The organism is Mycobacterium sp. IDUB_17, assembly GCF_055419465.1.
Map to the genome: position 1 here is coordinate 720375 of NZ_JBVAXS010000003.1, position 23034 is coordinate 743408.

A 23034-nucleotide genomic window follows, 5' to 3' on the forward strand; every position below is an offset into this window, starting at 1 on the left:
CCGCCCGCGACCGCCCGCGACCGACTGCGACCACGATCGCGATCAAGGCAAGCAGCTGCAGAGTTATCGGAATCAGGCCGTTGGTCAGGGACAGGTTCATGTGGGTGGGCTGTCTCCGATCTCCCGTGAAAGCTTGTGCAGCAGCGGGTCCGGATCGTCGGCCGATTTCCGTAGCACGGGGCCGTATTCGGGATGGGCCAGCGCGAAGGCGAACTGTGCGACCAGGTAGTCGGCCGGATTGCCGGTGTCATACCAGTGCCCCTGGATCACCTGGCCGTAGACGGCATGGTCTCTCGCGTAGGCGTTGATCGCGTCGGTCAGGTAGATCTCGCCCGACTTGGGCTGCTCATACCAGCGCTTCGTCTGCTCGCGAAGCTCATCGATGATGCCCGGAGTGACGACATAGCCACCGATCGCGGCATAGCCTGACGGGGCCTCGTTCGGCTGGGGTTTCTCGACGATTCCGGTGATCCGGAGTAACCCGCCGTCCAGATCCTCCTTGATGACCGGCACGCCGTACCGGCGTGAATCCGCTGGGGCCATCGGCATCAACGCCAGCACCGGGGACGACGTCTGCTCGTAGGCCCGGATCAGCTGCTGGGCGCGCGGCACCTCGGCGACGAAGACGTCGTCGGGCCACAGCACCAGGACGGGCTCGTCACCGAATGAACGTGAGGCATTGAGCACCGGGGTGCCGTTGCCGTACGGACCGTGCTGATGGAGGTACGTGATGTGGCCCAGCGCGGACAACTCGCCGACCTCTTCGACGGCGTCGGCGTATGCGTTCTTGCCGTCCGCGCGCAGCTGATCGACCAGCGTCGTATTCGGTCGAAAATGCTCCTCTATCAAGGTCTTTCCACCGGACACCACGATCGTGATGTCGGTGATCCCGGAATTGACCAACTCGCGCACTGTGTGTTCGATGACCGGCTTGTCGCCGACCGGCAGCATCTCCTTGGGGATGGCCTTGGTCAGCGGCAGCAGCCGTGAACCGATCCCGGCGGCGGGGATGACGGCTTTGCGGATGGCCTGTCGTGCCATGTGTTCCTCTCCCGGTGCTTCACCAAAACTAGCCGGTGCGCCCGTCAGTCGAGCGGAATTCCCCAGCTCCCCGCAAACACAATCTGCTCCAGCGGTAGCCGTTCGCGGGGCCGGCCGTCCCGTTCGGCGATCGCGGGGTCGGTCTTCGAGTAGTCGCCGAGCACGCCGATGGCGATGACGGCAAGCGGCCGCACGCCGTCCGGAATGCCGAACGCTGCCCGGGCGCCGTCGACGTCGAAGCCGGCCATCGGGTGGGCGATCAGCCCGCGGGACACCGCCTCGATGGTCAGCTGCGCGATCGCGGCGCCGGCGTCGACGCAGGCGTAACGCGCGGTCCGCTCATCTTCTCCCTGGTCGGCGCACACCAGGATCAGCGCCGAGGCCGCATGCGCGTAGCTGTTGCCGCGTTTGAGCAGGCCGGTCAATGTAACGAAGGTCTCATCGCCCCGCCGGCCCACCAGGAACCGCACCGGCTGGCGGTGGCCCCAGCTGGCGGCCCAGCGGGCCGCCTCCAGGAGTGCGGTGAGTTGGTCAGCGGTAATGGCGGCATCGGGATCGAACGCCCGGGGGCTCCAGCGGGCCGCGATATCGGGATGGATCGGCACGCTGGTGCTGGCCAGTCGGCCGTTCGGCGTGTCAGGCACGTGAGCCAAGCTACCGGCGGGGAAAATCGCGTGCGCGTCTCCCTTATCCTTGTCTCGACTCATTCCAGCGTTCTGAAGGGTTGGACAGTGGCGCTCGTCGTACAGAAGTACGGTGGATCGTCGGTATCGGATGCCGATCGGATCCGTCGCGTGGCCGAGCGCATCGTCGAGACGAAGAAGGCCGGCAACGACGTCGTCGTGGTGGTCTCGGCAATGGGCGATACCACCGACGACCTGCTTGACCTGGCCCGTCAGGTCTCCCCGGCCCCGCCGGCGCGCGAGATGGACATGCTGCTGACCGCCGGTGAGCGCATCTCCAACGCCCTGGTCGCGATGGCCATCGAGTCCCTCGGTGCGCAGGCCCGCTCGTTCACCGGGTCGCAGGCCGGCGTCGTCACCACGGGCACCCACGGCAACGCCAAGATCATCGACGTCAGCCCCGGCCGCCTGCGCGATGCGCTGGACGAGGGCGTCATCGTGCTGGTCGCCGGGTTCCAGGGCGTCAGCCAGGACAGCAAGGACGTCACCACGCTGGGCCGCGGCGGCTCGGACACCACCGCGGTCGCGCTGGCCGCGGCGCTCAAGGCCGACGTCTGCGAGATCTACACCGACGTCGACGGCATCTTCACCGCCGACCCGCGCATCGTGCCCAATGCCCGCCATCTCAACGCCGTTTCCTTCGAGGAGATGCTCGAGATGGCCGCGTGCGGCGCCAAGGTGCTGATGCTGCGCTGCGTCGAATACGCCCGCCGGTACAACGTGCCGATTCACGTTCGCTCGTCGTACACGGACAAGCCCGGCACCATCGTCAAAGGATCGATCGAGGACATCCCCATGGAAGACGCCCTTCTGACCGGAGTAGCCCACGACCGCGGGGAGGCCAAGGTCACCGTCGTCGGTCTGCCCGACGTACCCGGGTATGCCGCCCAGGTGTTCCGCGCGATCGCCGAGGCCGACGTGAACATCGACATGGTGTTGCAGAACATCTCGAAGGTCGAGGACGGCAAGACCGACATCACCTTCACCTGCCCGATGGACAACGGCCCGACGGCCGTGGAGAAGCTGACCGCGCTCAAGGACGAGATCGGCTTCAGCCAGGTGCTCTACGACGACCACATCGGCAAGGTGTCGCTGGTCGGTGCGGGCATGCGCAGCCATCCCGGCGTCACCGCCAAGTTCTGCGAGGCGCTGGCCGAGGTCGGCGTGAACATCGACCTGATCTCCACTTCAGAGATCCGGATCTCGGTGCTGGTCAAGGACACCGAGTTGGACACGGCCGTCCGCGCGCTGCACGAGGCCTTCGATCTCGGCGGCGATGACGAGGCCGTGGTCTACGGCGGAACGGGGCGCTGAGATGGTCTCGATCGGAGTCGTCGGTGCGACCGGCCAGGTCGGCCAGGTCATGCGCGCCCTGCTGGAGCAGCGGAACTTCCCGGCCAGCTCGGTCCGGTTCTTCGCCTCGGCGCGGTCCGAGGGTAAGAAGCTGACCTTCCGCGGCCAGGAGATCGAGGTCGAGAACAGCGAGACGGCCGACCCGTCCGGTCTGGACATCGCGTTGTTCTCCGCCGGTGCGACGATGTCGCGCGTGCAGGCCCCGCGGTTCGCCGCGGCCGGCGCCGTCGTCGTCGACAACTCGTCGGCCTGGCGCAAGGACCCCGAGGTTCCGCTGGTTGTCTCCGAGGTGAACTTCAAGCGCGACGCGGGGCTGCGCCCCAAAGGCATCATCGCCAACCCGAACTGCACCACCATGGCCGCCATGCCGGTGCTCAAGCCGCTGCACGAGGAAGCCGGGCTGACCCGCTTGATCGTGTCGAGCTACCAGGCGGTGTCGGGCAGTGGCCTGGCCGGTGTCGAAGAGCTCGCATCGCAGACGCGCGCGGTGGTCGAGGGAGCAGAGCAGCTCGTGCACGACGGGTCGGCGCTCACGTTCCCCGCGCCGGTTAAATACGTTGCGCCCATTGCGTTCAACGTGATCCCGCTGGCCGGTTCGCTGGTTGACGATGGCTCCGGTGAGACCGACGAGGACCAGAAGCTGCGCAACGAGAGCCGCAAGATCCTGGGCATCCCGGATCTCCTGGTGAGCGGCACCTGCGTGCGCGTTCCGGTGTTCACCGGACACTCGCTGTCGATCAACGCCGAATTCGCCCAGCCGCTTTCGGTCGAGCGTGCCAAGGAACTGTTGGCCGCAGCGTCGGGAGTGAAGCTGGTCGATGTACCGACCCCGCTGGCCGCCGCCGGCGCCGACGAGTCATTGGTCGGCCGGATCCGGCAGGATCCGGGTGTGCCCGACGGGCGTGGTCTCGCGCTGTTCGTGTCCGGCGACAACCTGCGAAAAGGTGCCGCGCTGAACACGATTCAAATCGCCGAGCTGTTGGCCGCCGAGCTTTAAACGCCGCCTTGCGCCGAAACCGCATTCCAGCAGGGGTTCTCTCGGTTTTTCTCTGCTGGAACGCCATTTCGGCGACACCGGCAGCGGGTGCGAACCCGGGCTTCGGGCTGGGCGACCCGGTGGTACCGCCGCTGGCTCCCGGTCAGGTGTTGCGCATCGGGCCGAGTGCCGGGACCGGTACTCCCACCCGTGATTACGGGATCGGCGCGACGGACCTCTGTGAGTTCATGGAGTTCCCCAGCCGGGTGCTCCAGGTCTGTGGTGACAGCTTCGCCGGGCAGGCCGTGGGCTTCGGCGGTTGGCACTCACCGGTGGCGCTACATGTCGATGCCGATTCGATCGAGGATGCGGGCGGTGTGCGCTACCGCGGTGTCACCGGCGTGGACAAGCCGTTGCTGGCCGATCCTGCCCCGCCGGGTGGATCCCAGTTGCCGGCCGGCGTGATCTCGATCAACCGCGAGAACTACATGATGGTGACGACCACCCACAATCTCGTGCCGCAGAGCTCCCGGTTGGTGAAAGCAGATGCGGCCCAGCCGAATTGGCCGACGGTGCCCGGCTCGGTGCGCGACGCCAAGTATCAGGGCGGCGCCCAGTCGCAGATCACCGGCTACTACGACCCGGTCCCGGCGCCGGATTCACCGAGTGGGTGGGTGTACATCCTGGCCAACAATTTCGACCGCAGTAGCCCGCCGTTCCTGTACCGGGCCAACCCGAAGACCTTCACCGACCGGGCCGGCTGGCAGGGCTGGTCGTCGGCGGGTGGTTGGGGCAAGCCGCCGACGGCATTGTTCGCCGACCGTACGGGGGAGATGAGCATCCGGCAGATCGACGGCAAGCCCGTGCTGTCGTACTTCAACGCCACCAACGGAAACATGGAGATGCGGGTCGCCTATGACCCCACCGGACTGGGTACTGCACCCGTGACGACGGTGGTGTTCGCCAGTGCCTGGCCGGACCCGGTCGACTCGTTGCCCCCGCCGGAGGTCAACCAGCTGGCGCAGCCCTATGGCGGCTATATCTCACCGGGCTCGACGCTGGATCAGGTCCGGGTGTTCGTCAGCCAGTGGAACACCATGGCCCGCGGCGGCACGCCGTACCGCGTGATCCAGTACGCGGTGAACCCGTTCAAGCCGTGGGAACAGTAGGTCAGCGTGAACGAGCGCGCCGATTTCTACCGTCGGGCTGTAGTCAGCGGTGCGAGCAGCCGTGGTGCAGAAAACGGCGGGGCAGTCTCGGGTCTTTCAAAGCTGATTCACAGCCAATTCTTGATCAGCACCTCAGCAGCGCTCGCATGCTCGTGTCATGACTGAAACACCCCCTGATCCTGCGACCGAACCCGTCGCTACCACCGAGCCGGTGGCCGCCGCTCCCGCACCTGTGGCTGCCCCGCCCGCCGAGAACAAGCCGAGCCGCCTCATGCAGGCGCTGGCCTGGGTGGGCATCGCGGCCGGCACGGTGTTCATCGTCGCCGTGGTCTTCGGCACCGGGTTCTTCCTCGGTGCGCATTCCGGTGGCGACGGCCATCACCACCGCGGCGGTCACGACCGTGGCGGCATGATGATGTTCCACCGCGGCGGACCGGACGGCGGACCGGGGCGGATGGGACCGGGGCACGGCATGATGCCGCCGTGGGGCCCCGGTGGGCCCGGCTCATTCGGCCCGGGTGGCCCCGGTGGATGGGGTCCCGGTGGACCCGGCGGTCCCGGCGGTGGCTCGGAACGCCCTGAGACCCCGCCGACACCGGCACCGCCTGCGCGACCATAATCACAGCCCGCTCTTTTGGACTGACTCCAAAGAGCGCGCATACTGGAGCCGTGACCACGGTGCATGAACACGACCCCAAGGCCCTGTTGCGGGCTGCCGGGCTGCGTGTGACCGCGCCGCGGGTCGCGGTTCTCCAGGCGCTGGCCGACAATCCGCACTCGACTGCAGACGATGTGGCCGGCCTGGCCCGCGAGAACCTCGGCTCGGTATCGACCCAGGCGGTCTACGACGTCCTGCGAGCCTGCGTGAATGCGGGTCTGGTCCGTCGTATCGAACCCGCCGGCTCCTCGGCACGCTACGAGACCCGCGCCGGCGACAACCATCATCACCTGGTCTGCCGGGTGTGTGGTGTGGTTGCCGACGTCGACTGCGCCGTCGGGGAGACCCCGTGCCTGGAACCCTCTGACCTGGCCGGTTTCGCGGTTGACGAAGCCGAGGTCGTGTTCTGGGGCGTCTGTGCGGATTGCCAGGCGGCCGCCCCCAACTAGACCACTCTGCAGCCCAACGGACGCCCCGGCCACTTCCCCTTGGTGGCCGGGGCGCCTGGCTTTTCGCCCAAGCACTGGGTGGCGTTCCCGGAATCGTGAGATTCTCGCTAACCATGACGCGCAATCGGTTCCTGGTTGCCGCACTGCTCGCAGTGCCGGTCCTGGCCGCCGGCTGCGGTATGGGCACCGCACCTGAGCGCGGCGCGGCCATGGTCTTCGCCGTGGGCGATTGCGTGAGCGTCCCGGCCACCACGCCGGCTGCTCCCGAGGTGACGCGGGCCGGCAAGGTGTCCTGCAACGTCGACCCCAGCTACACCGTCGGTGCCATCGCCGACGGCACCGGGACCTGCCCTAGCGCCGAGTATCAGCATCTGCCCGCAGAGATCGCCGATCCGTCGACCGCCCGCCTGTGCCTGGTCCCCAATCTGGTCGCCAGTCACTGCTATGAGCTCGGTATGCCCGCCGGCATGGTGGCGCTGGCCGACTGCACCGCCCGTACCGACCGCGGCCCCGGGGTGACGGTTCAGGTGACCCAACGACTCGACGTGCGGGACGGATCGGCCTGCCCTGCCGAAACAGGGCACTACGCCTGGCCTTATCCGTCGCCGGCGCGAACCTATTGCACGAGGACGGTTCACTAACTGGCATGATCGAGGCCATGCGTGCCGTGACTGTCGGTTTCGGACTGGCCGGTCTCGTGCTGGCATTGGCTGCACCTGCTGGTGCGCGTCCCTCGGATCCTGGTGTGGTGTCCTACGCCGTCATGCCCAAAGGTTCGGTGGGCAACATCGTCGGTGCTCCGATGCGGTGGGAGTCCGAGTTCACCGATCCGTTCCAGGAGTACTCGGTCGACATCCCGGTGTGCAACAACTGGGCCGATATCGGCCTGCCTGAGGTGTACAACGACCCGGACCTCGCGTCGTTCAACGGAGCGACCACCCAGACCGCGGGCGATGACCAGTCTCATTACGTCAAGCAGGCGGTCGGGGTGTTCGCGACGCCGGAGGCCGCTGACCGGGCGTTCCACCGGGTGGTCGACCGCACCAACGGCTGCTCGGGCCAGACCACCGCGATGCACCTGGACAACTTCGTGACCCAGGTGTGGACCTTCACCGGCGGTCCGGCGAGCGCCACCGACGCCGATTGGGTGAAGCAGGAGGCCGGCACGGACCGCCGCTGTTTCAACACCACCCGCAAACGGGAAAACGTGCTTCTACAAGCCAAGGTGTGCCAGTCCGGCAACGCCGGCCCCGCGGTCAACGTGCTGGCCGGCGCCATGCAGAACACGCTGGGGCAGTAGAACGTGTCGGTCCTATCTGGATGATGGAACACAACCGAACCGATTGACTCCGGTGAGGACCGGGAGGGGTGGTTGCGATGGCGGTACCCGCCAGGGCTGATGCGGCCCATCTACCTCCCGTCGAGTTCACCGGTGCCGAGGACGCCGCGGCGTTCATCGAAGCCAGCTGCCTGCACGATGGGCCGGTCGGCCAGGTGGGCCTGGAGATCGAGGCGCACTGTTTCGACCTTGACGATCCGTTGCGGCGCCCAGGCTGGGGTGAGCTTTCCGAAGCCATCGCCTCGGTGCCCGCGCTACCCGGCGGCAGCCGGATCACCGTCGAACCCGGCGGCGCCGTCGAGCTCTCCGGCCCTCCGACCGACGGACCCTCAGCCGCGATCACCGCACTGCTCGCCGATCGGGCCGTGCTGCGCGCGGAGTTCGAACGCCGCGGCCTGGGGCTGGTGCTGCTGGGCGCCGATCCGGTACGGCCCACCCAACGGGTCAACCCCGGCCCGCGCTATCAGGCCATGGAGAAGTTCTTCGCAGCCAGCGGATCGGCCGCGCCCGGCGCCGCGATGATGACATCGACCGCTTCGGTTCAGGTCAACCTCGACGCCGGCCCGCGGGATGGCTGGGCGCAGCGGGTGCGGCTGGCCCACGCGCTCGGTCCGACGATGATCGCCATCACCGCGAATTCGCCGATGCTGGGCGGGCAATTCACCGGCTGGCAGTCCTCACGGCAGCGGGTGTGGGGGCAGCTGGATTCCGCACGCTGCGGGCCGATCCTGGGCGCCGACGGCGATGATCCGGCCAGTGACTGGGCGCGCTATGCGCTGCGGGCGCCTGTCATGCTCGTCAACACTCCAGATGCCGTCCCGGTGACCAACTGGGTCCCGTTCGCCGACTGGGCCGACGGGCGCGCGGTACTCGGCGGCCGCCGCCCCACTGAAGCCGACCTCGAATACCACCTGACCACGCTGTTCCCGCCGGTGCGGCCACGGCGCTGGCTGGAGATCCGCTATCTCGACAGCGTGCCGGACGCCCTGTGGCCCGCCGCGGTGTTTATGACGACGACTCTCCTGGATGATCCGGGGGCCGCCGCGATCGCCACCGAGGCGACCGCACCGGTGGCCACGGCATGGGACCGGGCCGCCCGGATCGGACTGGCCGATCGCCGGCTGCAGGAGGCGGCCGTCGCATGCGTGTCGGCCGCGGCCGAGCGCGCTCCGGCCGATCTAGCGGAATCGATGGGGCAGTTGATGCGTTCGGTCCAGGAGGGGCGCTGCCCGGCCGACGATTTCGCCGACCAGGTGGTGGCTCACGGAATCGCTTCTGCGATGAGCCAACTGGTGAAGGGCGAGCTTTGACCACACGCGAGACGCTGGCGCAGCAGCTCACCAGGGCGCGGGAACGTACCCTGCATCTGGTCGACTTCGACGACGCTGAACTGCACCGCCAGTACAGCCCGTTGATGAGCCCGCTCGTCTGGGACCTCGCCCACATCGGTCAGCAGGAGGAGCTGTGGCTGCTGCGGGGCGGGAACCCGGACCGCCCGGGCATGCTGGATCCCGAGGTGGACCGGCTGTACGACGCCTTCGTGCACTCGCGGGCCAGTCGCGTCGGCCTGCCGCTGCTACCGCCGGCGGACGCCCGAACCTATTGCGCGACCGTGCGATCCAAGGCGCTCGATGCCCTGGACGCATTGGACACAGACGATCCCGCGTTCAACTTCGGTCTGGTGATCAGTCACGAGAACCAGCACGACGAGACCATGCTGCAGGCGCTGAACCTGCGGGCCGGGCCACCGCTGTTCGACACCGGCAGCGCGTTGCCCACCGGCCGTCCCGGGCTGGCCGGCACGTCGGTGCTGATCCCGGGCGGGCAATTCGTGCTCGGTGTCGACGAGCTCACCGAACCGCATTCGTTGGACAACGAACGTCCGGCGCACTCCGTCGACGTGGCGTCATTCCGGATCGGCCGGGTACCCGTCACCAATGCCGAATGGCGCGAGTTCATCGACGACGGCGGCTATCAGCAGTCCCGTTGGTGGTCGGAGCGCGGTTGGGCCCATCGTCAGGAAGCGGGTCTGGCAGCGCCCGAGTTCTGGGGGCCGGACGGCACCCGCACCCGGTTCGCCCACATCGAGACCATTCCGGCTGATGAACCCGTCCAGCACGTCACGTTCTTCGAAGCCGAGGCGTACGCCGCCTGGGCCGGGGCCCGGCTGCCTACCGAAGTCGAATGGGAGAAGGCCTGTGCCTGGGATCCGGTGGCCGGGGTCCGGCGCCGATTCCCGTGGGGCGCTTCCGAACCCACCAACGCGCTGGCCAACCTCGGGGGCGATGCGCGTCGGCCCGCCCCGGTGGGGGCGTATCCGGCCGGTGCATCGGCCTACGGTGTCGAGCAGATGTTGGGTGATGTCTGGGAATGGACGACGTCCCCGCTGCGGCCGTGGCCCGGCTTCACGCCGATGGTGTACGACCGCTACACCGAGCCGTTCTTCGACGGTGACTACCGGATCCTGCGCGGCGGTTCGTGGGCGGTGTCCGCAGACATCCTGCGGCCGAGCTTCCGCAACTGGGACCATCCGATCCGGCGTCAGATCTTCTCCGGTGTGCGTCTGGCCTGGGACGCCTGATGTGCCGGCATATCGGGTGGCTGGGCGCGCCGCGATCGCTGGCCTCGCTGATGTTGGACCCGCCGCAGGGCCTGCTGGTGCAGTCGTATGCCCCGCGTCGCCAGAAGCACGGGTTGATGAACGCCGACGGTTGGGGTGCAGGGTTTTTCGACGACGGAGCGCCGCGTCGGTGGCGTAGTGACAAGCCGTTGTGGGGCGACGCCTCGTTCGCGTCGGTGGCACCGGCGTTGACCAGTGGGTGCGTGGTCGCGGCCGTGCGCTCGGCGACCATCGGCATGCCGATCGAACCCTCGGCTTCGGCGCCGTTCACCGACGGACACTGGCTGCTGTCGCACAACGGGGTGGTGGACCGTGCGGTGCTGCCGTTGACTGCTGCCGCCGAATCCACCGTGGACAGCGCGGTGCTGGCCGCGCTGATTTTCGCCCGGGGCGTGGATTCGTTGGGTGACACCATTGTCGAGGTAGGGGCCCTGGATCCGAACGCCCGGCTGAACATCCTCGCTGCCAACGGTTCTCGTATGGTGGCCACCACCTGGGGCGATACCCTGTCGATGCTGCGGCTGCCGGATGGCGTCGTGCTCGCCAGTGAGCCCTACGACGACGATCCCGGCTGGTCCGACATCCCGGACCGCCATCTGGTGCACGTCTCTGACTCGCATGTCGAGCTCACCCCACTGAAAGGTTCGGTATGACGCTCACCCTGTCCAACTATCTGGCGGCCGATTCCGCCGTCACCGCGCTCCGTCGCGATGTGCGCGAGGGGCTGGCCCAGTCGCCGAAGATGCTGCCGCCCAAGTGGTTCTACGATTCGGTGGGCAGCGATCTGTTCGACCAGATCACCCGGCTGCCCGAGTACTACCCGACCCGCACCGAGGCGCAGATCCTGCGGGACCGCTCGCCGGAGATCACCGCGGCCGCCGGTGCCGACACCCTCGTCGAGTTGGGCAGCGGCACGTCGGAGAAGACAAGGATGCTGCTCGACGCCATGCGCGACGGCGGCCAGCTGCGCCGGTTCATCCCGTTCGACGTCGACGCCGGCGTGCTGCGGGCCGCCGGCGACGCTATCGGCCAGGAGTATCCGGGCATCGAAATCGATGCGGTATGCGGTGATTTCGAAGAACACCTGGGCAAGATCCCGTCGGTGGGACGCCGTTTGGTGGCGTTCCTCGGCTCGACCATAGGCAACCTGACGCCCGGCCCGCGGGCGGGTTTCCTGATGTCACTGGCGGAGACCCTGCAACCTGGCGACAGCGTGTTGCTGGGCACCGACCTGGTCAAGGATTCCGGCCGTCTCGTCAGCGCCTACGACGACAGCGCCGGTGTCACCGCGGCGTTCAACCGCAATGTGTTGTCGGTGGTGAACCGTGAGCTCGACGCTGACTTCGATCTCGACGCCTTCGAGCATGTGGCGAAGTGGAATGCCGACGAGGAGCGCATCGAGATGTGGCTGCGGGCGGATGCGCCGCAGCAGGTCAGGATCGCAGGCCTGGATCTCGACGTCGCATTCGGTGCCGGCGAGGAGATGCTGACCGAGGTGTCCTGCAAGTTCCGGGCCGACGGGGTTGCCGGCGAGCTCGCGAAAGCCGGTTTGCAGCAGACACATTGGTGGACCGATGAAGCCGGTGACTTCGGCCTGTCGTTGGCGGTGAAATGAGCCTCGCACAGCAGTGGACTGATGCCCGTCCCAAGGTCGCCGGTTTGCACCTCGACAGCGGCGCGTGTTCGCGGCAGAGCCTCGCGGTCATTGATGCCGTCGCCGCACATGCCCGCCATGAGGCCGAGGTCGGCGGCTATGTGGCCGCCGAGGCGGCAGCGCCGGTGCTCGCGGCGGGCCGGGCTGCGGTCGCGGCGCTGACCGGACTCGACGCCGCCGATGTGGTCTACACGTCAGGGGCCAGCCACTCGTTGGACCTGCTGGTCGGCAGCTGGCCGGGGGAGCGCACGCTGGCCTGCCTGCCCGGCGAGTTCGGGCCGAACCTGGCGGTCATGGCCGCCAACGGTTTTCAGGTGCGCGCCTTACCCGTCGATGGGGACGGTCGGGTCGTGATCGACGAGGCGGCCCGCGTGCTGGCCACCGATCCACCGGCTTTGGTGCACTTCACAGCGCTGGCCAGTCATCGTGGCGTGGCTCAGCCGCTGGCTGAGATGGTCGCGGTGTGCCGTGAGGCGGGCGTCCCGATCGTGGTGGACGGCGCGCAGGCATTCGGGCATCTTGACTGCAACGTCGGCGCCGACGCGATCTACTCGACGTCGCGCAAATGGATCGCCGGGCCACGCGGAGTGGGGTTCCTGGCCGTGCGGCCGGAACTGGCTGAGCGGCTGCAGCGGCGGCTGCCGCCCGCGTCGTGGGATGTTCCGGTGAGCGTGCTGGCGAGCTTCGAGCACGGTGAGCACAATGCCGCGACCCGCATCGGTTACTCGGTGGCGCTGGGTGAATACCTCGCTGCTGGACTGGAAAACGTCCGCGGCCGGCTGGCGGAGCTGGGCCGCACGGCGCGGCAGGTCCTCGCCGACGTGCCCGGCTGGCGGGTGGTGGAACCCGTGGATGAGCCGACTGCGATCACCACGCTCGAGCCCACCGATGGTGCCGATCCGGTTGGGGTGCGCGCGTGGCTGATCGCCGAACGCGGAATCGTCACCACCGCATGTGAACTCGCGCGGGCGCCGTTCGAGATGACCAAGCCGGTGCTGCGGGTCTCGCCGCATGTCGACACGACGGCCGAGGACTTGGAACAGTTCGCCTCGGTGCTGCGCGACGTGCCTTAGAGCCGCGTCGAGATCACGTCCAGTCGCGCCGGGCTGCGGCCGAGCACCCGAAGAGCTACCCCGGATTGGGAACCGCCCCGACCTCCGCCGCCTGAACCCGACGACCCACCGTTCTGAATTGAACGGCTACGTCACCGGGTCGGCAGCGGGTCGCAGTACTCCCTAGACGTCGGTGGAGTCGAATGCTACGGTCGTGCCGAATCGTTTCGGCAGACATGCCCCCGGGGCGATGGATGTCCAGACGGTTCTGCCAAATGGACGTGCGAGTGTCTGCTCGTGTGAAGAAAAGTGAGGAAAACCATGACTGAGGTGACTGCGGGCTCATTCGACGAGACCATGTGGAGCGGGCTCTTGCATGGAGGCCACGGCGGAACTTTCATGGGTGTGCCGAGCATCGAACTCGACCGCGACGTGATCAGGGCGTCTGGTACGAAAGCGGTCGTTTACGGATTCCCGTTCGACGCTACGACGATCAGCCGGAGCGGCGCGAACTATGGCCCTCGCGCGATTCGCGAGACTTCGGTGCAGTTCACGAACTTCCAGGCGACCTACGATTTCGACCTGTTCGCGCATCTACCGCTCGCCGACGGTGGAGACTGCAAAGTCGCTCTCGGCAACACCGTGAAGACATTCGAGCGGGTAGAGGCTGACATCGCCGAGATCGTGGCGGGCGGAGCCATTCCGGTGGTCTTCGGCGGCGATCATTCGGTGAGCATTCCGGTCGGCAAGGCCGCCAAACGACCGGGTACGAGCCCGGGATGGGTGCAGTTCGACACGCACCTCGACGCCGCACCGAACGTCGGTGGCGAGGAGCTGAATCATTGCTGCACCATCACCCGCGCGGTCGATAACGGCTACGACCCGTCGAAGATGGTGCTCGTCGGCATCAGCGGCTGGATGAACCCGAAGACCGAGTTGAAATATTGCCGTGACCACGGCATCCGGGTCATCTGGCTGGAAGATATCTGGGAGCACGGTGCCGCCTGGGTGGTCGATCAGATTCTCGAGCGCATCGGCGACGACGGGTTCTACCTGACGTTCGACGTCGATTCGCTCGACGCCGCCTACGCGCCAGGAACCTGCGCTCCGACACCGGGTGGAATGACCATGCGCGAGGCGCTGGAGATCACTCGCGGTATCTCGCCGGCCGGGCTTATCGGCGTCGATGTCGCGGAGGCGCTTCCGGCGCATGACCATTCGACCCGGACTCAGCTGATCGCTGCTCGCGTCGTACTGGAGGCACTCGCCTTCCACGCGGGGTCGCCCCGCACGCCGGTAAGAGTCGGCTGAGGTGACGTGAACGGGTGCGGGTTCGGGCTGAGCAGGCCCGGGCCCGCACCCGTGTGTGCGTCTACTGCTTCTACGATTCGTACAGTTCGGGGCGGCGCTGACCGAGCATGTCGATCACTCCGTCGCTGCTCATACCGACCTCCACCTCGGCAGTCAGGCCGCCGGTCTCGACGGAGTCGAGTGAGGCGAGCACGGAGCCGTCCCGGTCGATGATCCGGCTCGATCCGCAGAAGCTGTGTCCCGATTCGCTTCCTACCCGGTTCGCGTAGGCCAGCGGGACGCGGTTCTCCAGTGCGCGAGCGCTGCTTGCGATGACATGATCGCGCTCGTAGGGGTGCATGTTGGCCGACCCGGCGACGAGAAGGGCGGCCCCGCGGAGGACCAGGGTGCGGGATACCTCGGGGAATTCGAGCTCAAAGCAGTTCAGTACGCCAATCCTGGTGTCGCAGAGGGTGACCGGTTCGAGCACGTCGCCGCTGAGGAATGCCTCGCGCTCCGTCCCGAACAGGTGTGTCTTGCGAATGGGATCCTTGATCGTGCCGTCTCGGTCGATGGCCAGATAGGCATCGAAACAGCCACCCGGGCCGCGTTCGACGAACCCGGCCAGCAGGGCTGTGCCTGAGGAGCGACAACGGTCCGCCAGTTCGGTGATCCTCGGATCGTCAAGCTGCAGCGCGATCTCGTCGAGAGCGGTCGTCTGGTACCCCGAGAGGAAGAGCTCGGGGAAGACGATCAGGTCTGTTCCACGCGTCGCAGCAATGCCCTCTCCGACCCGGGAAATGTTGGCTTCGAGATCGCGTGGGCTGGGTGCTTCCTGAATTACGTTGAGGCGCAGTGTGTCCGGCGGCGTCATAGTGCTCTCCAGTATCTCCGAGGGTGGGCGGGGGCGGGCTAACCTGAATCGTTTCGATCAACAATCACACTTTCACCAGCATTTTAACTTGGGTTGCTAAAACGTTTCGGCGACCGTAGTGTGAGCGCCGTTACATGCCTTCACCTGTGAATCAAGGGAGCCCCATGGCCGAGGCGCCGATGGTGATGAAGAGAGAATTCACCACGTTTTCCGCTCTGTCTGTCGCGTTCGCATTCGTTTCGCCGATCGTGGCGGTCTACAGCGTCCTGGGCGTCGGGCTGGCTACCTCGGGGCCCGCGTTCATCTGGGGCGGCCTCATCCTCTATGCCGGCCAATTCGTCGTGGTGCTCACGCTGGGTGTGCTTGCTTCGAAGTGGGCGGATTCGGGCGGTATCTATCAGTGGTCTCGCCGGCTCCTGGGATCTCGCTACGGTTGGTTCGCCTCGTGGACCTACATCTGGACACTGCTGATCACGCTTCCTGCCGTCGCATACGCCGGAGCGGTGCTGATGCCGCCCATCTTCGGTCTTTCGGGCGCCGATCATGGGCTGGTGACGTGGTTGGCGGTCGCGATCCTCGCGTTCAGCACGCTGGTGAACCTCGCTGGGCGAGTGTTCATCAAGATCCTGATGGTCGCAGTGATCGCCGCCGAGGCGGTGGGGTCCGTCGGGGTTGCGATCTGGCTGCTCGTGTTCGAACGCCACCAGAGCCTCGAGTACATTTCACCGACGGCGCTCCCTGACCACCAAGGGGTGCTGTTCGCGGCTCCACTCGTGATGGCCATCGCGTTCTCGAGTTACTTCGCGATCGGCTTCGAGAGCGCGAGTTCGATCGCCGAGGAGGTCAAGCGCCCGAAGCGGGCTGTGCCCCGGGCGATGGTGGTCTCGTTCTTCGCCATCATGGCCATCGTGGTGTTCAGCACGCTCGCGTTCACGCTCGCGGTGCCGAGCGAGGACTTCCTGCGAAACCCCGAGAACGCCGCGGATCCGGCCGTCGCCATCATGGCCGGCGCGCTTCCCGAGCCGATGTTTCGCGGCATCCTCGCCCTTTTCGTCATCGCATTCGCTGCGAGCCTCATGACGATTCAGATCACGGTCTCTCGAATCGTCTGGGCGACAGCGCGAAACGGAGAGCTGCCGTTCGCCCATACCCTCACGAGTCTTTCGGGAGCGACCGGGCTGCCGAGGAAGGCGGTGGTCGTCACGGCGATCATCGCGGCGCTGCTCTTTATCCCGTTCCAGAGCGAGGGCATCCAGATGGCCCTGATCTCCTTTTCCTCGGTGGGATTCTTCATCTCCTTCCTCTTCCCGATCCTCGGCCTGGCCATCGCGCGCGTTCGCGGCCAGTGGAGCGAGGAGCCCGGCCTCTTCCTGGGACGCGCGGGACGAGTGATCGGGTGGATTGCGCTTGCGTGGCTGGGATTTCAGATCGTGAACGTCGCGTGGCCCAGAGAGTCCGGCAGTGGCTGGGCCAGCGACTGGTCGACGATCATCGGGGCGCTGGCGGTCGGACTACTCGGCGTGGTGGTGGAGAACTGGGTGCACCGGAGGAGACTGCACGCGGCCTCGACGGGCCAGTCGATCGTGATTTTCGAGCGTGACGAGTCGGCCGACGAAGAACCCGACCGCGACCCGGAGCCAGAGCCTGGTTGCGACCCGCTGCGGAACTACAGTGCCAGCCCGGAGACCGTGTGAGGAGCCCGTTCACTCAGTCCGCGAGCGTCGATTCTCGAACGGTCAGCGATGCGTTCACGAGTTCGCGACGGCGGCCGGTCTCCCCGTCGAGTGCCGCAACAAGCAGATCCACTGCGACCTCTCCCAGCCGAACGGGGTGCAGATCGAGTGCGGTGATGGGTTTCTGCAGGCCGTAGTCGAGGTAGCGGCTGTCCGTGAGGCTGACCACCTGGAGGTCGTCGGGGACGGCCAGCCCGAGCATGTGGGCGCTGCGCTCGGTGGCGAATGCCAGCGTGTCGAGTGTGGCCAGCACCGCGTCGAAACGGCGATCGGGAGAGGCGAGTGCGGCCCGGATAACCGGCTCGGCCTCATCCACACGCGGGCCGGGAGAGCGGATGATGATCGGGTCCAGCGAGACGGTCGAGCACCAATCGAGGTATGCGGAGAGCTCGTCTCGCACATAGGAGGAGCTGGTCTCGCTCAGGAACAGCGCCGTTCGCGAACTGCGGACCGCGTTCAGATGCACCAGAGCCGTCGTTGTGCCGGTGGAGAAGTCGTTGTCCACCCAGCTGAAGTCGCCGGAGTTCCGACCGATGGTGGCGCAGGCCAGGCCGGTGCGCGCGACTTGTGTGAGCAACTCGTCGTCATCGCTCGGGTCGACCACGATGAGGCCGTCGGCTGCGGAGAGGAACGCCTCTGAGGACAGCTGGGACGGGAGCATGGACAGGAGGAACCCGCGCCGGAAGGCTTCAGCGCTGGCCCCGTTGAGGACCCTGAAGTAGTACTCGATGTCCCATTCGGGTTGTAGATCGGTGGTCGAGGACCGTACGGCCATAGGGGAGACGGTCAGCACGAGCGAGCCGGTCCTGCCCGCATTCAGGTTCTTGGCGATCCGGTTTGCCGTGTACCCCAAGCGATTCGCGACATCGATCACGTTCTGACGAGTGGCCGCGGCGACGCGTCCCTTGCCGTTCAGCGACTCTGATGCCGTGGCGATCGAGACGCCGGCTTCATGCGCGACGTCCTTGATGGTGATGCGGCGGGGTTTCACGGAGCGCCCGACTCGCAATCCGTATTTGAGAACTGGTCAAGATTGGCCAGGACTGTGTCCACCGTGAGGTCGAGTGTCCCGAGTTGATTCGCAGGGGGCAGCAACGTCCGGAATTCTTCGACCAGAGCGCCGATTCGCTCCTTCGTGTAGCGCAGCGTGCGATCCGAACCTGCTTCGTCGGCCAACACGGTTCGCAGGGACGGGTCTGAGGCGGAACGCGTTTCGCCCAGATCGACGAGGTGCCGATACGCGCTCCACAGTGGCAGTGTCGGAACTCCGTTGCGGAGATCGGCCCCGTGATCCTTGCCGAGGTTCAGCGCGTCGTCCCTGACGTCAAGAAGGTCGTCGGTGAGCTGAAATGCGAGGCCGAGCCGCTGGCCCGACTCGCGGAAACGATCCTGGCACGCCGGGTCGTACGAAGCTGCCATGGCACCCAGCTCGAAGGCCGCTCCGAAGAGGGCGCCGGTCTTGAGCGTCGCGTAGTCCTCGATTGAGGGCTGGCCGTCGTCACCCCATCCGAGCGTCGGTTCGAGAAGTTGGCCCTTGCAGAGCTGCCCGAAGGCGCGAGCGAGGGGGGTGACGGCGCGCTCGCCGAGAACTGCCGCGGTTTCGAACGAGACGGCGATGAGCAGATCTGCGATGAGGATGGCGGTGGCCTCGTCCGCGGCGGAGTGCAGCGATGGCAGCCCCCGGCGAAACTGAGACCTGTCGATGATGTCGTCATGGACCAGTGAAGCGGTGTGCAACAGCTCGAGGGCGACGGCGGCATCGGCAGCGAACCGTGGATCCGGCGTGCCGAATGAGTGCGCTATGAGGAGCAGGGTCCGGGCGCGCAGGTGCTTCCCTCCGGAGAGGGCGTCGATGACCGTCGATGGATCCTCAACTGGGAGCGGGGTTTTCGCAAGGCGCTCGGAGATCTGAGCCCGAAGACCGGCGGCCACGGCGGACACCTGGGCATCGATCGCCTCCGGGGAGAATGGTTCCACGTCTCGTGCGAGCGTGATCGGCGTCGTCACTTGGGTCCCTTCTCCGTTGGATGCGAGGAATCCAACCAGGATACGGACACGCATGACGGGTGCCAAATCGATTCGGCACCAGTGCGGCCACCGCTCTGACGCGGCGGCCTATCTCAGCCTGCCTTGTGTGCGGTCAGCAGGAATGCCGGGAACTTGATGCGGCCCTTCTCGTCAAAGTCGTGCTTGGGCAACTCGAACGGAACATCGGCAGGCATCGCGACGGCATTCGCATGGATGAAGGCCGGCCGGATGTCGTCGACCTCCCAGTGCTTCGACACCGCGGCGCGCAGTTCGTCTTCGGACACCTCGTTGGGCTTGGTCTCCAACTCGGCCGGGAACGCGCCCTTGGCGAACACCAGTACGTAGTAGTGCGCACCCGGGGCCGAGGCCCGGCGGATCGATTGCAGGTATCCGTCGCGACCTTCGACCGGCAGCGAGTGGAACAGGGTCGAATCGATCACGGTGTTGAACCGGCCGTCGTAACCCGTAAACGACGTGATGTCGGCCTGGGCGAAGCTGGCCGTCGACAGCCCGCGCACCTGCGCAGCCTGATTGGCCGCCGCGATCGCCGTCGGGCTCAGATCCAGCCCCACGACGGTGTAGCCGTCCGACGCCAGCGCCAGTGACAACTCGGCATGGCCGCAGCCCGCGTCGAGCACATCGCTCTCGAACTTCCCGGCCTGGTGCAGCGCCGCAAGCTCGGGCTGCGGCTCACCGATATTCCACGGCGGCTGGCCCTCGAAACCTGCTTCCCCCTTGTACGCGCCGTCCCAGTCCAAGACCTGTCCAGAAGTCATTCCTCCAACGTACGCGTCTCAATCCCACGTATGGACGGGCTCATTACTGTGCATCCGCTGGACATACTCCCGCAACATTTCGGCCAGCGCCTTGGGCCTGGTCAACCCCTGTGACTGCAGCTTTTGCACGGTAGCCACCTGCCACGTCGACCCGGTCCGTCCGGTCTTGGCGCGACCTTCGATCACCCCGAGATAGCGGTCACACACCTCCCCCGCCACACCCCAGCGGCGCAGCCCGTCGTGCGCCATCGGGAGCAGCCTGCGCAGCACCAACTCATCGGGCGTCACCTCGCCCAGACCGGGCCAGTACAGCCGGGCATCCAGGCCGTTCTGGGCGCCCTCGATGAAGTTGTGGTGGGCCGCGGCGAAGCTCATCTTGGTCCACAGCGGGCGGTCTTCCTCGGACAGCGTTCGCAGCAGGCCGTAGTAGAACGCCGCATTGGCCAGCATGTCCACCACGGTCGGGCCGGCCGGTAGCACGCGGTTCTCCACCCGCAGGTGGGGAACACCGCCCACCACGTCATATACCGGGCGGTTCCACCGGTAGATCGTCCCGTTGTGCAGCCGTAGCTCAGCCAGCTGAGGCGCCCGACCCGCGGCGAGCTCGGCGACCGGATCCTCGTCGGACAGCTCGGGTAGCAGCGACGGGAAATACCGCACGTTCTCCTCGAACAGATCGAAGATCGACGTGATCCAGCGCTCGCCGAACCAGACCCGCGGCCGCACGCCCTGGGCCTTGAGCTCATCGGGCCGGGTGTCGGTGGACTGGGTGAACAGCTCGATGCGGGTCTCGGCCCACAGCTGATGACCGAAGAAATACGGTGAATTGGCCCCCACCGCGAGTTGCGGGCCGGCCAGCACCTGGGCGGCATTCCAGTTGCGGGCGAAATCGGCGGGGGATACCTGCAGATGCAGCTGCATGCTGGTGCATGCGGACTCCGGCGCGATGGACGCCGACTGCAGACTCAGCCGCTCCGGCCCGGAGATGTCGATGGGCATGTCCTCGCCGCGGGCGGTGAAGATCGAGTCGTTGAGCGCCTGATAGCGCGTCGACTGGCTCATCCAACCGTCCGACAGGTGCTCGGGCATCAGGGTCGGCAGGATGCCCACCATCACGATGTGCGCTCCGTCCTCGCTGGCCTTGGCCTCGGCGGCATTGAGGCTCAGCCGCACCTCGTCCTCAAGGTCCAGCGCGGCTCGGCCGGGCAACGGTCGTGGAGGGACGTTGAATTCGATGTTGTAGGCGCCCAATTCGGTTTGATAGGCCGGATCGGCGATCGATGCCAGCACTTCCTGGTTGGTCATCGCGGGTTGGTACTCATCGTCGACGAGGTTGCACTCGATTTCCATGCCGGTGAGCGGGCGCTCGAACTCGAAACTCGACCGGGACAGCATGGTTTCGAACACGTCGAGGCACAGTTGCACCTTGCGCCGGTACTCCTGCCGGTGCGCGCGGCTGAACTCGGTGTTCTTGACCTCTTCACCCACACCGCGATGCAACAACGCGAACGGGCGTGCGCGCAGCAGAATGGCCAAATGACCACGGAGGCGGAGGCCGACCGATGACCTCAGCGGTTGAGGACGACCAGGGCGGGCTCGAGCAGGTCTCGCACGTCGATCGCGTCGCATCACTCACCGGGGTGCGCGCGGTCGCCGCAATGACGGTGATGGGAACCCACGCGGCGTACGGCACCGGCCTGCTCTCGCACGGATACCTGGGGCTGATGAGCGCCCGCCTCGAGGTCGGGGTGGCGATCTTCTTCGTGCTCTCGGGGCTCCTGCTGTTCCGCCCCTGGGTGCAGGCCGCGGCCTCGGGGGCCGACGCGCCGAGCACCCGACGCTATGCGCGAAATCGGTTCCGCCGCATCATGCCCGCCTACGTCGTCACGGTCCTCGTCGTCTACGGGATCTACGAACTGCGGCCCGTACAGCCGAATCCCGGACACACGTGGCCCGGCCTGCTACGCAACCTGACCCTGACTCAGATCTACGGCGACAACTACTTCGCGGAGTACCTGCACCAGGGATTGAGCCAGATGTGGAGCCTGGCGGTGGAGGTCGCGTTCTACGCCGTGTTGCCTCTGCTGGCCTATCTGCTGTTGGTGGTGTTGTGTCGCAGGCGTTTTCGGCCGGTTCTGCTATTGGCCGGGCTGACTGTCCTGGCTGCGGTCAGCCCGGTGTGGCTGGTGCTGCTGCACAACACCGAATGGATGCCGGTCGGAGGTGGTGCCTGGCTGCCGCACTATCTGGTCTGGTTCGTCGGCGGGATGGTGCTGGCCGTGCTGGGCACGATGGGCGTGCGCTGCTATGCGATGGCGGCGTTGCCCCTGGCGCTGGCCTGCTATCTGGTGGTTTCGACCCCGATCGCCGGGATCACCACCGCGGTATCCCTCGACCTGACCGAGGACCTGGCCAAGACGATGTTCTACGCGATCATCGCGACACTCGTGGTGGCCCCGCTGGCGCTGGGCGGGAACGGTCTCTACGCGCGGCTGATGGGCAGCCGGCCGATGGTGTGGCTGGGCGAGATCTCCTACGAGGTATTCCTGCTACACGTGGTCGCCATGGATCTGGTCATGGCGTTCGTGTTGGGCTGGCACGTCTACACCGGATCGGCCACGGTGTTGTTCATCGTGACCTTGGTGTTCACGGTGCCGTTCGCCTGGCTGTTACATCGGCTGACTCGGCCGCGCGGTTAGTCACGGGGCCTGCCCCGGCCCGCCCGGGCGGGGGCAGGGATCCACCGGGCTGGGCCGGTGCCGCAGCCGCGGCCCGGCCGTAATCCTGTTGTGGCGACAGCAGATCGGCGTAATCGCCGTATTGCGGTGCTTGCTGGGTTGCCTGCGACTGGGCGTAACCCTGGCCATACGCCTGGCCGTAACTGCTGTGCTGCGACGAATCCTGTTGTGCGACCGCGCCCTGCTGGTAGTACTGCTGCACGGCCTGGTTGTAGTAGTCGAGATAGGCCTCGTAGCCGCCGGCGGCGGTGGCCGCGGCCGGCGGCTCCGGTGCCAGCCACATCGCCGCGACGGCCGCCACGGCCTGCAGTCCGTTGAGCACCGCGATGGTCGTCAGCACCCAGCCCGAGGTGGAGGAGGTCAGGACGCTCGACAAGGCATCGAGAAAACCCGCGGCGGCCAGGACGGCGGGCAGCCATGGGAGGGCAGTCTGCTTGGGCAGCAAGCCGATTGCGGCGGCCAGGGCGGCCAGTGCGGCGAACCTGACGTGCCAGTCGTTGCCGCCGCCGTCGGCGGCCGGTCCGAAACTCACGCAGTAGCCGATGAGACCCAGCACCACCACCGCGATCGACAGGTTGCGATGAAGCGGATTGACCACGAT

The 23034-nt window shown here is 66.8% G+C and carries 23 protein-coding genes; 15 read left to right on the top strand and 8 right to left on the bottom strand.

The window, feature by feature from the left end:
* Nucleotides 1-96: 96 nt before the first annotated feature.
* Together ACZYZ7_RS16470 and ACZYZ7_RS16475 are read right to left on the bottom strand one after the other, a co-directional pair.
* On the bottom strand, nt 97-1041 hold the full coding sequence (locus ACZYZ7_RS16470) for a UTP--glucose-1-phosphate uridylyltransferase (RefSeq protein WP_135459275.1): 945 nt from the start codon (nt 1039-1041) through the stop codon (nt 97-99).
* Nucleotides 1042-1085: 44 nt separating this feature from the next.
* Nucleotides 1086-1685 (bottom strand): nitroreductase family protein, encoded by a 600-nt coding sequence (locus tag ACZYZ7_RS16475; protein WP_450072568.1) that lies wholly within the window; start codon nt 1683-1685, stop codon nt 1086-1088.
* An 87-nt stretch (nt 1686-1772) separates the two neighbouring features.
* Here ACZYZ7_RS16475 and ACZYZ7_RS16480 point away from each other — a divergent pair, with 87 nt between their 5' ends.
* The 13 genes from ACZYZ7_RS16480 to speB all read left to right on the top strand — a co-directional run bounded on the left by ACZYZ7_RS16480 (nt 1773) and on the right by speB (nt 14305).
* Complete coding sequence (locus ACZYZ7_RS16480) at nt 1773-3038, top strand: aspartate kinase (protein ID WP_450072569.1); 1266 nt, start codon at nt 1773-1775, stop codon at nt 3036-3038.
* 1 nt (nt 3039) lies between these two features.
* Entirely contained in the window at nt 3040-4074 is a 1035-nt protein-coding gene (locus tag ACZYZ7_RS16485; protein WP_135459269.1) for an aspartate-semialdehyde dehydrogenase, read from the top strand.
* A 65-nt stretch (nt 4075-4139) separates the two neighbouring features.
* Nucleotides 4140-5222, top strand: coding sequence for a DUF4185 domain-containing protein (locus tag ACZYZ7_RS16490; protein WP_463741423.1), 1083 nt, complete (start codon nt 4140-4142; stop codon nt 5220-5222).
* A 157-nt stretch (nt 5223-5379) separates the two neighbouring features.
* On the top strand, nt 5380-5841 hold the full coding sequence (locus ACZYZ7_RS16495; RefSeq protein ID WP_135459265.1) for a hypothetical protein: 462 nt from the start codon (nt 5380-5382) through the stop codon (nt 5839-5841).
* A gap of 50 nt (nt 5842-5891) precedes the next feature.
* Nucleotides 5892-6329 carry a Fur family transcriptional regulator gene (locus ACZYZ7_RS16500; protein WP_463741336.1) on the top strand — a complete coding sequence of 146 codons (438 nt, stop codon included), beginning with the start codon at nt 5892-5894 and terminating at the stop codon, nt 6327-6329.
* Nucleotides 6330-6442: 113 nt separating this feature from the next.
* A complete protein-coding gene (locus ACZYZ7_RS16505; protein ID WP_463741337.1) occupies nt 6443-6970 on the top strand; it encodes a hypothetical protein in 528 nt (175 codons plus the stop codon).
* Nucleotides 6971-6987: 17 nt separating this feature from the next.
* A complete protein-coding gene (locus ACZYZ7_RS16510) occupies nt 6988-7629 on the top strand; it encodes a sensor domain-containing protein (RefSeq protein WP_463741424.1) in 642 nt (213 codons plus the stop codon).
* A gap of 77 nt (nt 7630-7706) precedes the next feature.
* Nucleotides 7707-8978: an ergothioneine biosynthesis glutamate--cysteine ligase EgtA gene (gene egtA, locus ACZYZ7_RS16515; protein ID WP_463741338.1), complete on the top strand. Its 1272-nt coding sequence runs from the start codon at nt 7707-7709 to the stop codon at nt 8976-8978.
* Nucleotides 8975-10249, top strand: coding sequence for an ergothioneine biosynthesis protein EgtB (gene egtB / locus ACZYZ7_RS16520; protein ID WP_463741339.1), 1275 nt, complete (start codon nt 8975-8977; stop codon nt 10247-10249). Before egtA ends, egtB begins: the two co-directional genes overlap by 4 nt.
* Nucleotides 10249-10941 (top strand): ergothioneine biosynthesis protein EgtC, encoded by a 693-nt coding sequence (gene egtC / locus ACZYZ7_RS16525; RefSeq protein WP_463741340.1) that lies wholly within the window; start codon nt 10249-10251, stop codon nt 10939-10941. The genes egtB and egtC overlap by 1 nt, the downstream gene beginning before the upstream one ends.
* Complete coding sequence (gene egtD, locus ACZYZ7_RS16530; RefSeq protein ID WP_463741341.1) at nt 10938-11903, top strand: L-histidine N(alpha)-methyltransferase; 966 nt, start codon at nt 10938-10940, stop codon at nt 11901-11903. The genes egtC and egtD overlap by 4 nt, the downstream gene beginning before the upstream one ends.
* On the top strand, nt 11900-13015 hold the full coding sequence (egtE, locus tag ACZYZ7_RS16535) for an ergothioneine biosynthesis PLP-dependent enzyme EgtE (RefSeq protein WP_463741342.1): 1116 nt from the start codon (nt 11900-11902) through the stop codon (nt 13013-13015). The genes egtD and egtE overlap by 4 nt, the downstream gene beginning before the upstream one ends.
* Before the next feature lie 300 nt (nt 13016-13315).
* On the top strand, nt 13316-14305 hold the full coding sequence (speB, locus tag ACZYZ7_RS16540) for an agmatinase (RefSeq protein ID WP_135459248.1): 990 nt from the start codon (nt 13316-13318) through the stop codon (nt 14303-14305).
* Nucleotides 14306-14375: 70 nt separating this feature from the next.
* Here speB and ACZYZ7_RS16545 read toward each other — a convergent pair whose 3' ends face one another.
* The gene (locus tag ACZYZ7_RS16545; RefSeq protein WP_463741343.1) at nt 14376-15158 is read right to left on the bottom strand and encodes a carbon-nitrogen hydrolase family protein; all 783 of its coding nucleotides are present in this window, start codon (nt 15156-15158) and stop codon (nt 14376-14378) included.
* Nucleotides 15159-15322: 164 nt separating this feature from the next.
* On the opposite strand from ACZYZ7_RS16545, the gene ACZYZ7_RS16550 reads away from it, so the two are divergent.
* Nucleotides 15323-16852, top strand: coding sequence for an APC family permease (locus tag ACZYZ7_RS16550; protein WP_463741344.1), 1530 nt, complete (start codon nt 15323-15325; stop codon nt 16850-16852).
* 13 nt (nt 16853-16865) lie between these two features.
* Here ACZYZ7_RS16550 and ACZYZ7_RS16555 read toward each other — a convergent pair whose 3' ends face one another.
* From ACZYZ7_RS16555 to ACZYZ7_RS16570, 4 genes are all read right to left on the bottom strand, one after another.
* Nucleotides 16866-17882 carry a LacI family DNA-binding transcriptional regulator gene (locus ACZYZ7_RS16555; RefSeq protein ID WP_450072580.1) on the bottom strand — a complete coding sequence of 339 codons (1017 nt, stop codon included), beginning with the start codon at nt 17880-17882 and terminating at the stop codon, nt 16866-16868.
* Nucleotides 17879-18898, bottom strand: a complete 1020-nt coding sequence (locus ACZYZ7_RS16560; protein ID WP_167858021.1) for a polyprenyl synthetase family protein — start codon at nt 18896-18898, stop codon at nt 17879-17881. The genes ACZYZ7_RS16555 and ACZYZ7_RS16560 overlap by 4 nt, the downstream gene beginning before the upstream one ends.
* A gap of 113 nt (nt 18899-19011) precedes the next feature.
* Nucleotides 19012-19695 (bottom strand): class I SAM-dependent methyltransferase, encoded by a 684-nt coding sequence (locus ACZYZ7_RS16565; RefSeq protein WP_135459237.1) that lies wholly within the window; start codon nt 19693-19695, stop codon nt 19012-19014.
* Nucleotides 19696-19713: 18 nt separating this feature from the next.
* A complete protein-coding gene (locus ACZYZ7_RS16570) occupies nt 19714-21183 on the bottom strand; it encodes a glutamate--cysteine ligase (RefSeq protein WP_135459235.1) in 1470 nt (489 codons plus the stop codon).
* Nucleotides 21184-21257: 74 nt separating this feature from the next.
* On the opposite strand from ACZYZ7_RS16570, the gene ACZYZ7_RS16575 reads away from it, so the two are divergent.
* The gene (locus tag ACZYZ7_RS16575; RefSeq protein WP_450072582.1) at nt 21258-22394 is read left to right on the top strand and encodes an acyltransferase family protein; all 1137 of its coding nucleotides are present in this window, start codon (nt 21258-21260) and stop codon (nt 22392-22394) included.
* Here ACZYZ7_RS16575 and ACZYZ7_RS16580 read toward each other — a convergent pair.
* On the bottom strand, nt 22342-23031 hold the full coding sequence (locus ACZYZ7_RS16580; protein WP_135459231.1) for a DUF5336 domain-containing protein: 690 nt from the start codon (nt 23029-23031) through the stop codon (nt 22342-22344). The two genes, ACZYZ7_RS16575 and ACZYZ7_RS16580, sit on opposite strands and share 53 nt — an antisense overlap.
* Nucleotides 23032-23034 lie beyond the last annotated feature (3 nt).

Coding starts and splice junctions, on each gene's coding strand:
- ACZYZ7_RS16470 (WP_135459275.1), bottom strand. CDS start 1,041: ATGGCACGACAGGCCATCCGCAAAGCCGTCATCCCCGCCGCCGGGATC.
- ACZYZ7_RS16485 (WP_135459269.1), top strand. CDS start 3,040: ATGGTCTCGATCGGAGTCGTCGGTGCGACCGGCCAGGTCGGCCAGGTC.
- ACZYZ7_RS16495 (WP_135459265.1), top strand. CDS start 5,380: ATGACTGAAACACCCCCTGATCCTGCGACCGAACCCGTCGCTACCACC.
- ACZYZ7_RS16505 (WP_463741337.1), top strand. CDS start 6,443: ATGACGCGCAATCGGTTCCTGGTTGCCGCACTGCTCGCAGTGCCGGTC.
- ACZYZ7_RS16510 (WP_463741424.1), top strand. CDS start 6,988: ATGCGTGCCGTGACTGTCGGTTTCGGACTGGCCGGTCTCGTGCTGGCA.
- egtA (WP_463741338.1), top strand. CDS start 7,707: ATGGCGGTACCCGCCAGGGCTGATGCGGCCCATCTACCTCCCGTCGAG.
- egtC (WP_463741340.1), top strand. CDS start 10,249: ATGTGCCGGCATATCGGGTGGCTGGGCGCGCCGCGATCGCTGGCCTCG.
- egtD (WP_463741341.1), top strand. CDS start 10,938: ATGACGCTCACCCTGTCCAACTATCTGGCGGCCGATTCCGCCGTCACC.
- egtE (WP_463741342.1), top strand. CDS start 11,900: ATGAGCCTCGCACAGCAGTGGACTGATGCCCGTCCCAAGGTCGCCGGT.
- speB (WP_135459248.1), top strand. CDS start 13,316: ATGACTGAGGTGACTGCGGGCTCATTCGACGAGACCATGTGGAGCGGG.
- ACZYZ7_RS16545 (WP_463741343.1), bottom strand. CDS start 15,158: ATGACGCCGCCGGACACACTGCGCCTCAACGTAATTCAGGAAGCACCC.
- ACZYZ7_RS16550 (WP_463741344.1), top strand. CDS start 15,323: ATGGCCGAGGCGCCGATGGTGATGAAGAGAGAATTCACCACGTTTTCC.
- ACZYZ7_RS16565 (WP_135459237.1), bottom strand. CDS start 19,695: ATGACTTCTGGACAGGTCTTGGACTGGGACGGCGCGTACAAGGGGGAA.
- ACZYZ7_RS16575 (WP_450072582.1), top strand. CDS start 21,258: ATGACCTCAGCGGTTGAGGACGACCAGGGCGGGCTCGAGCAGGTCTCG.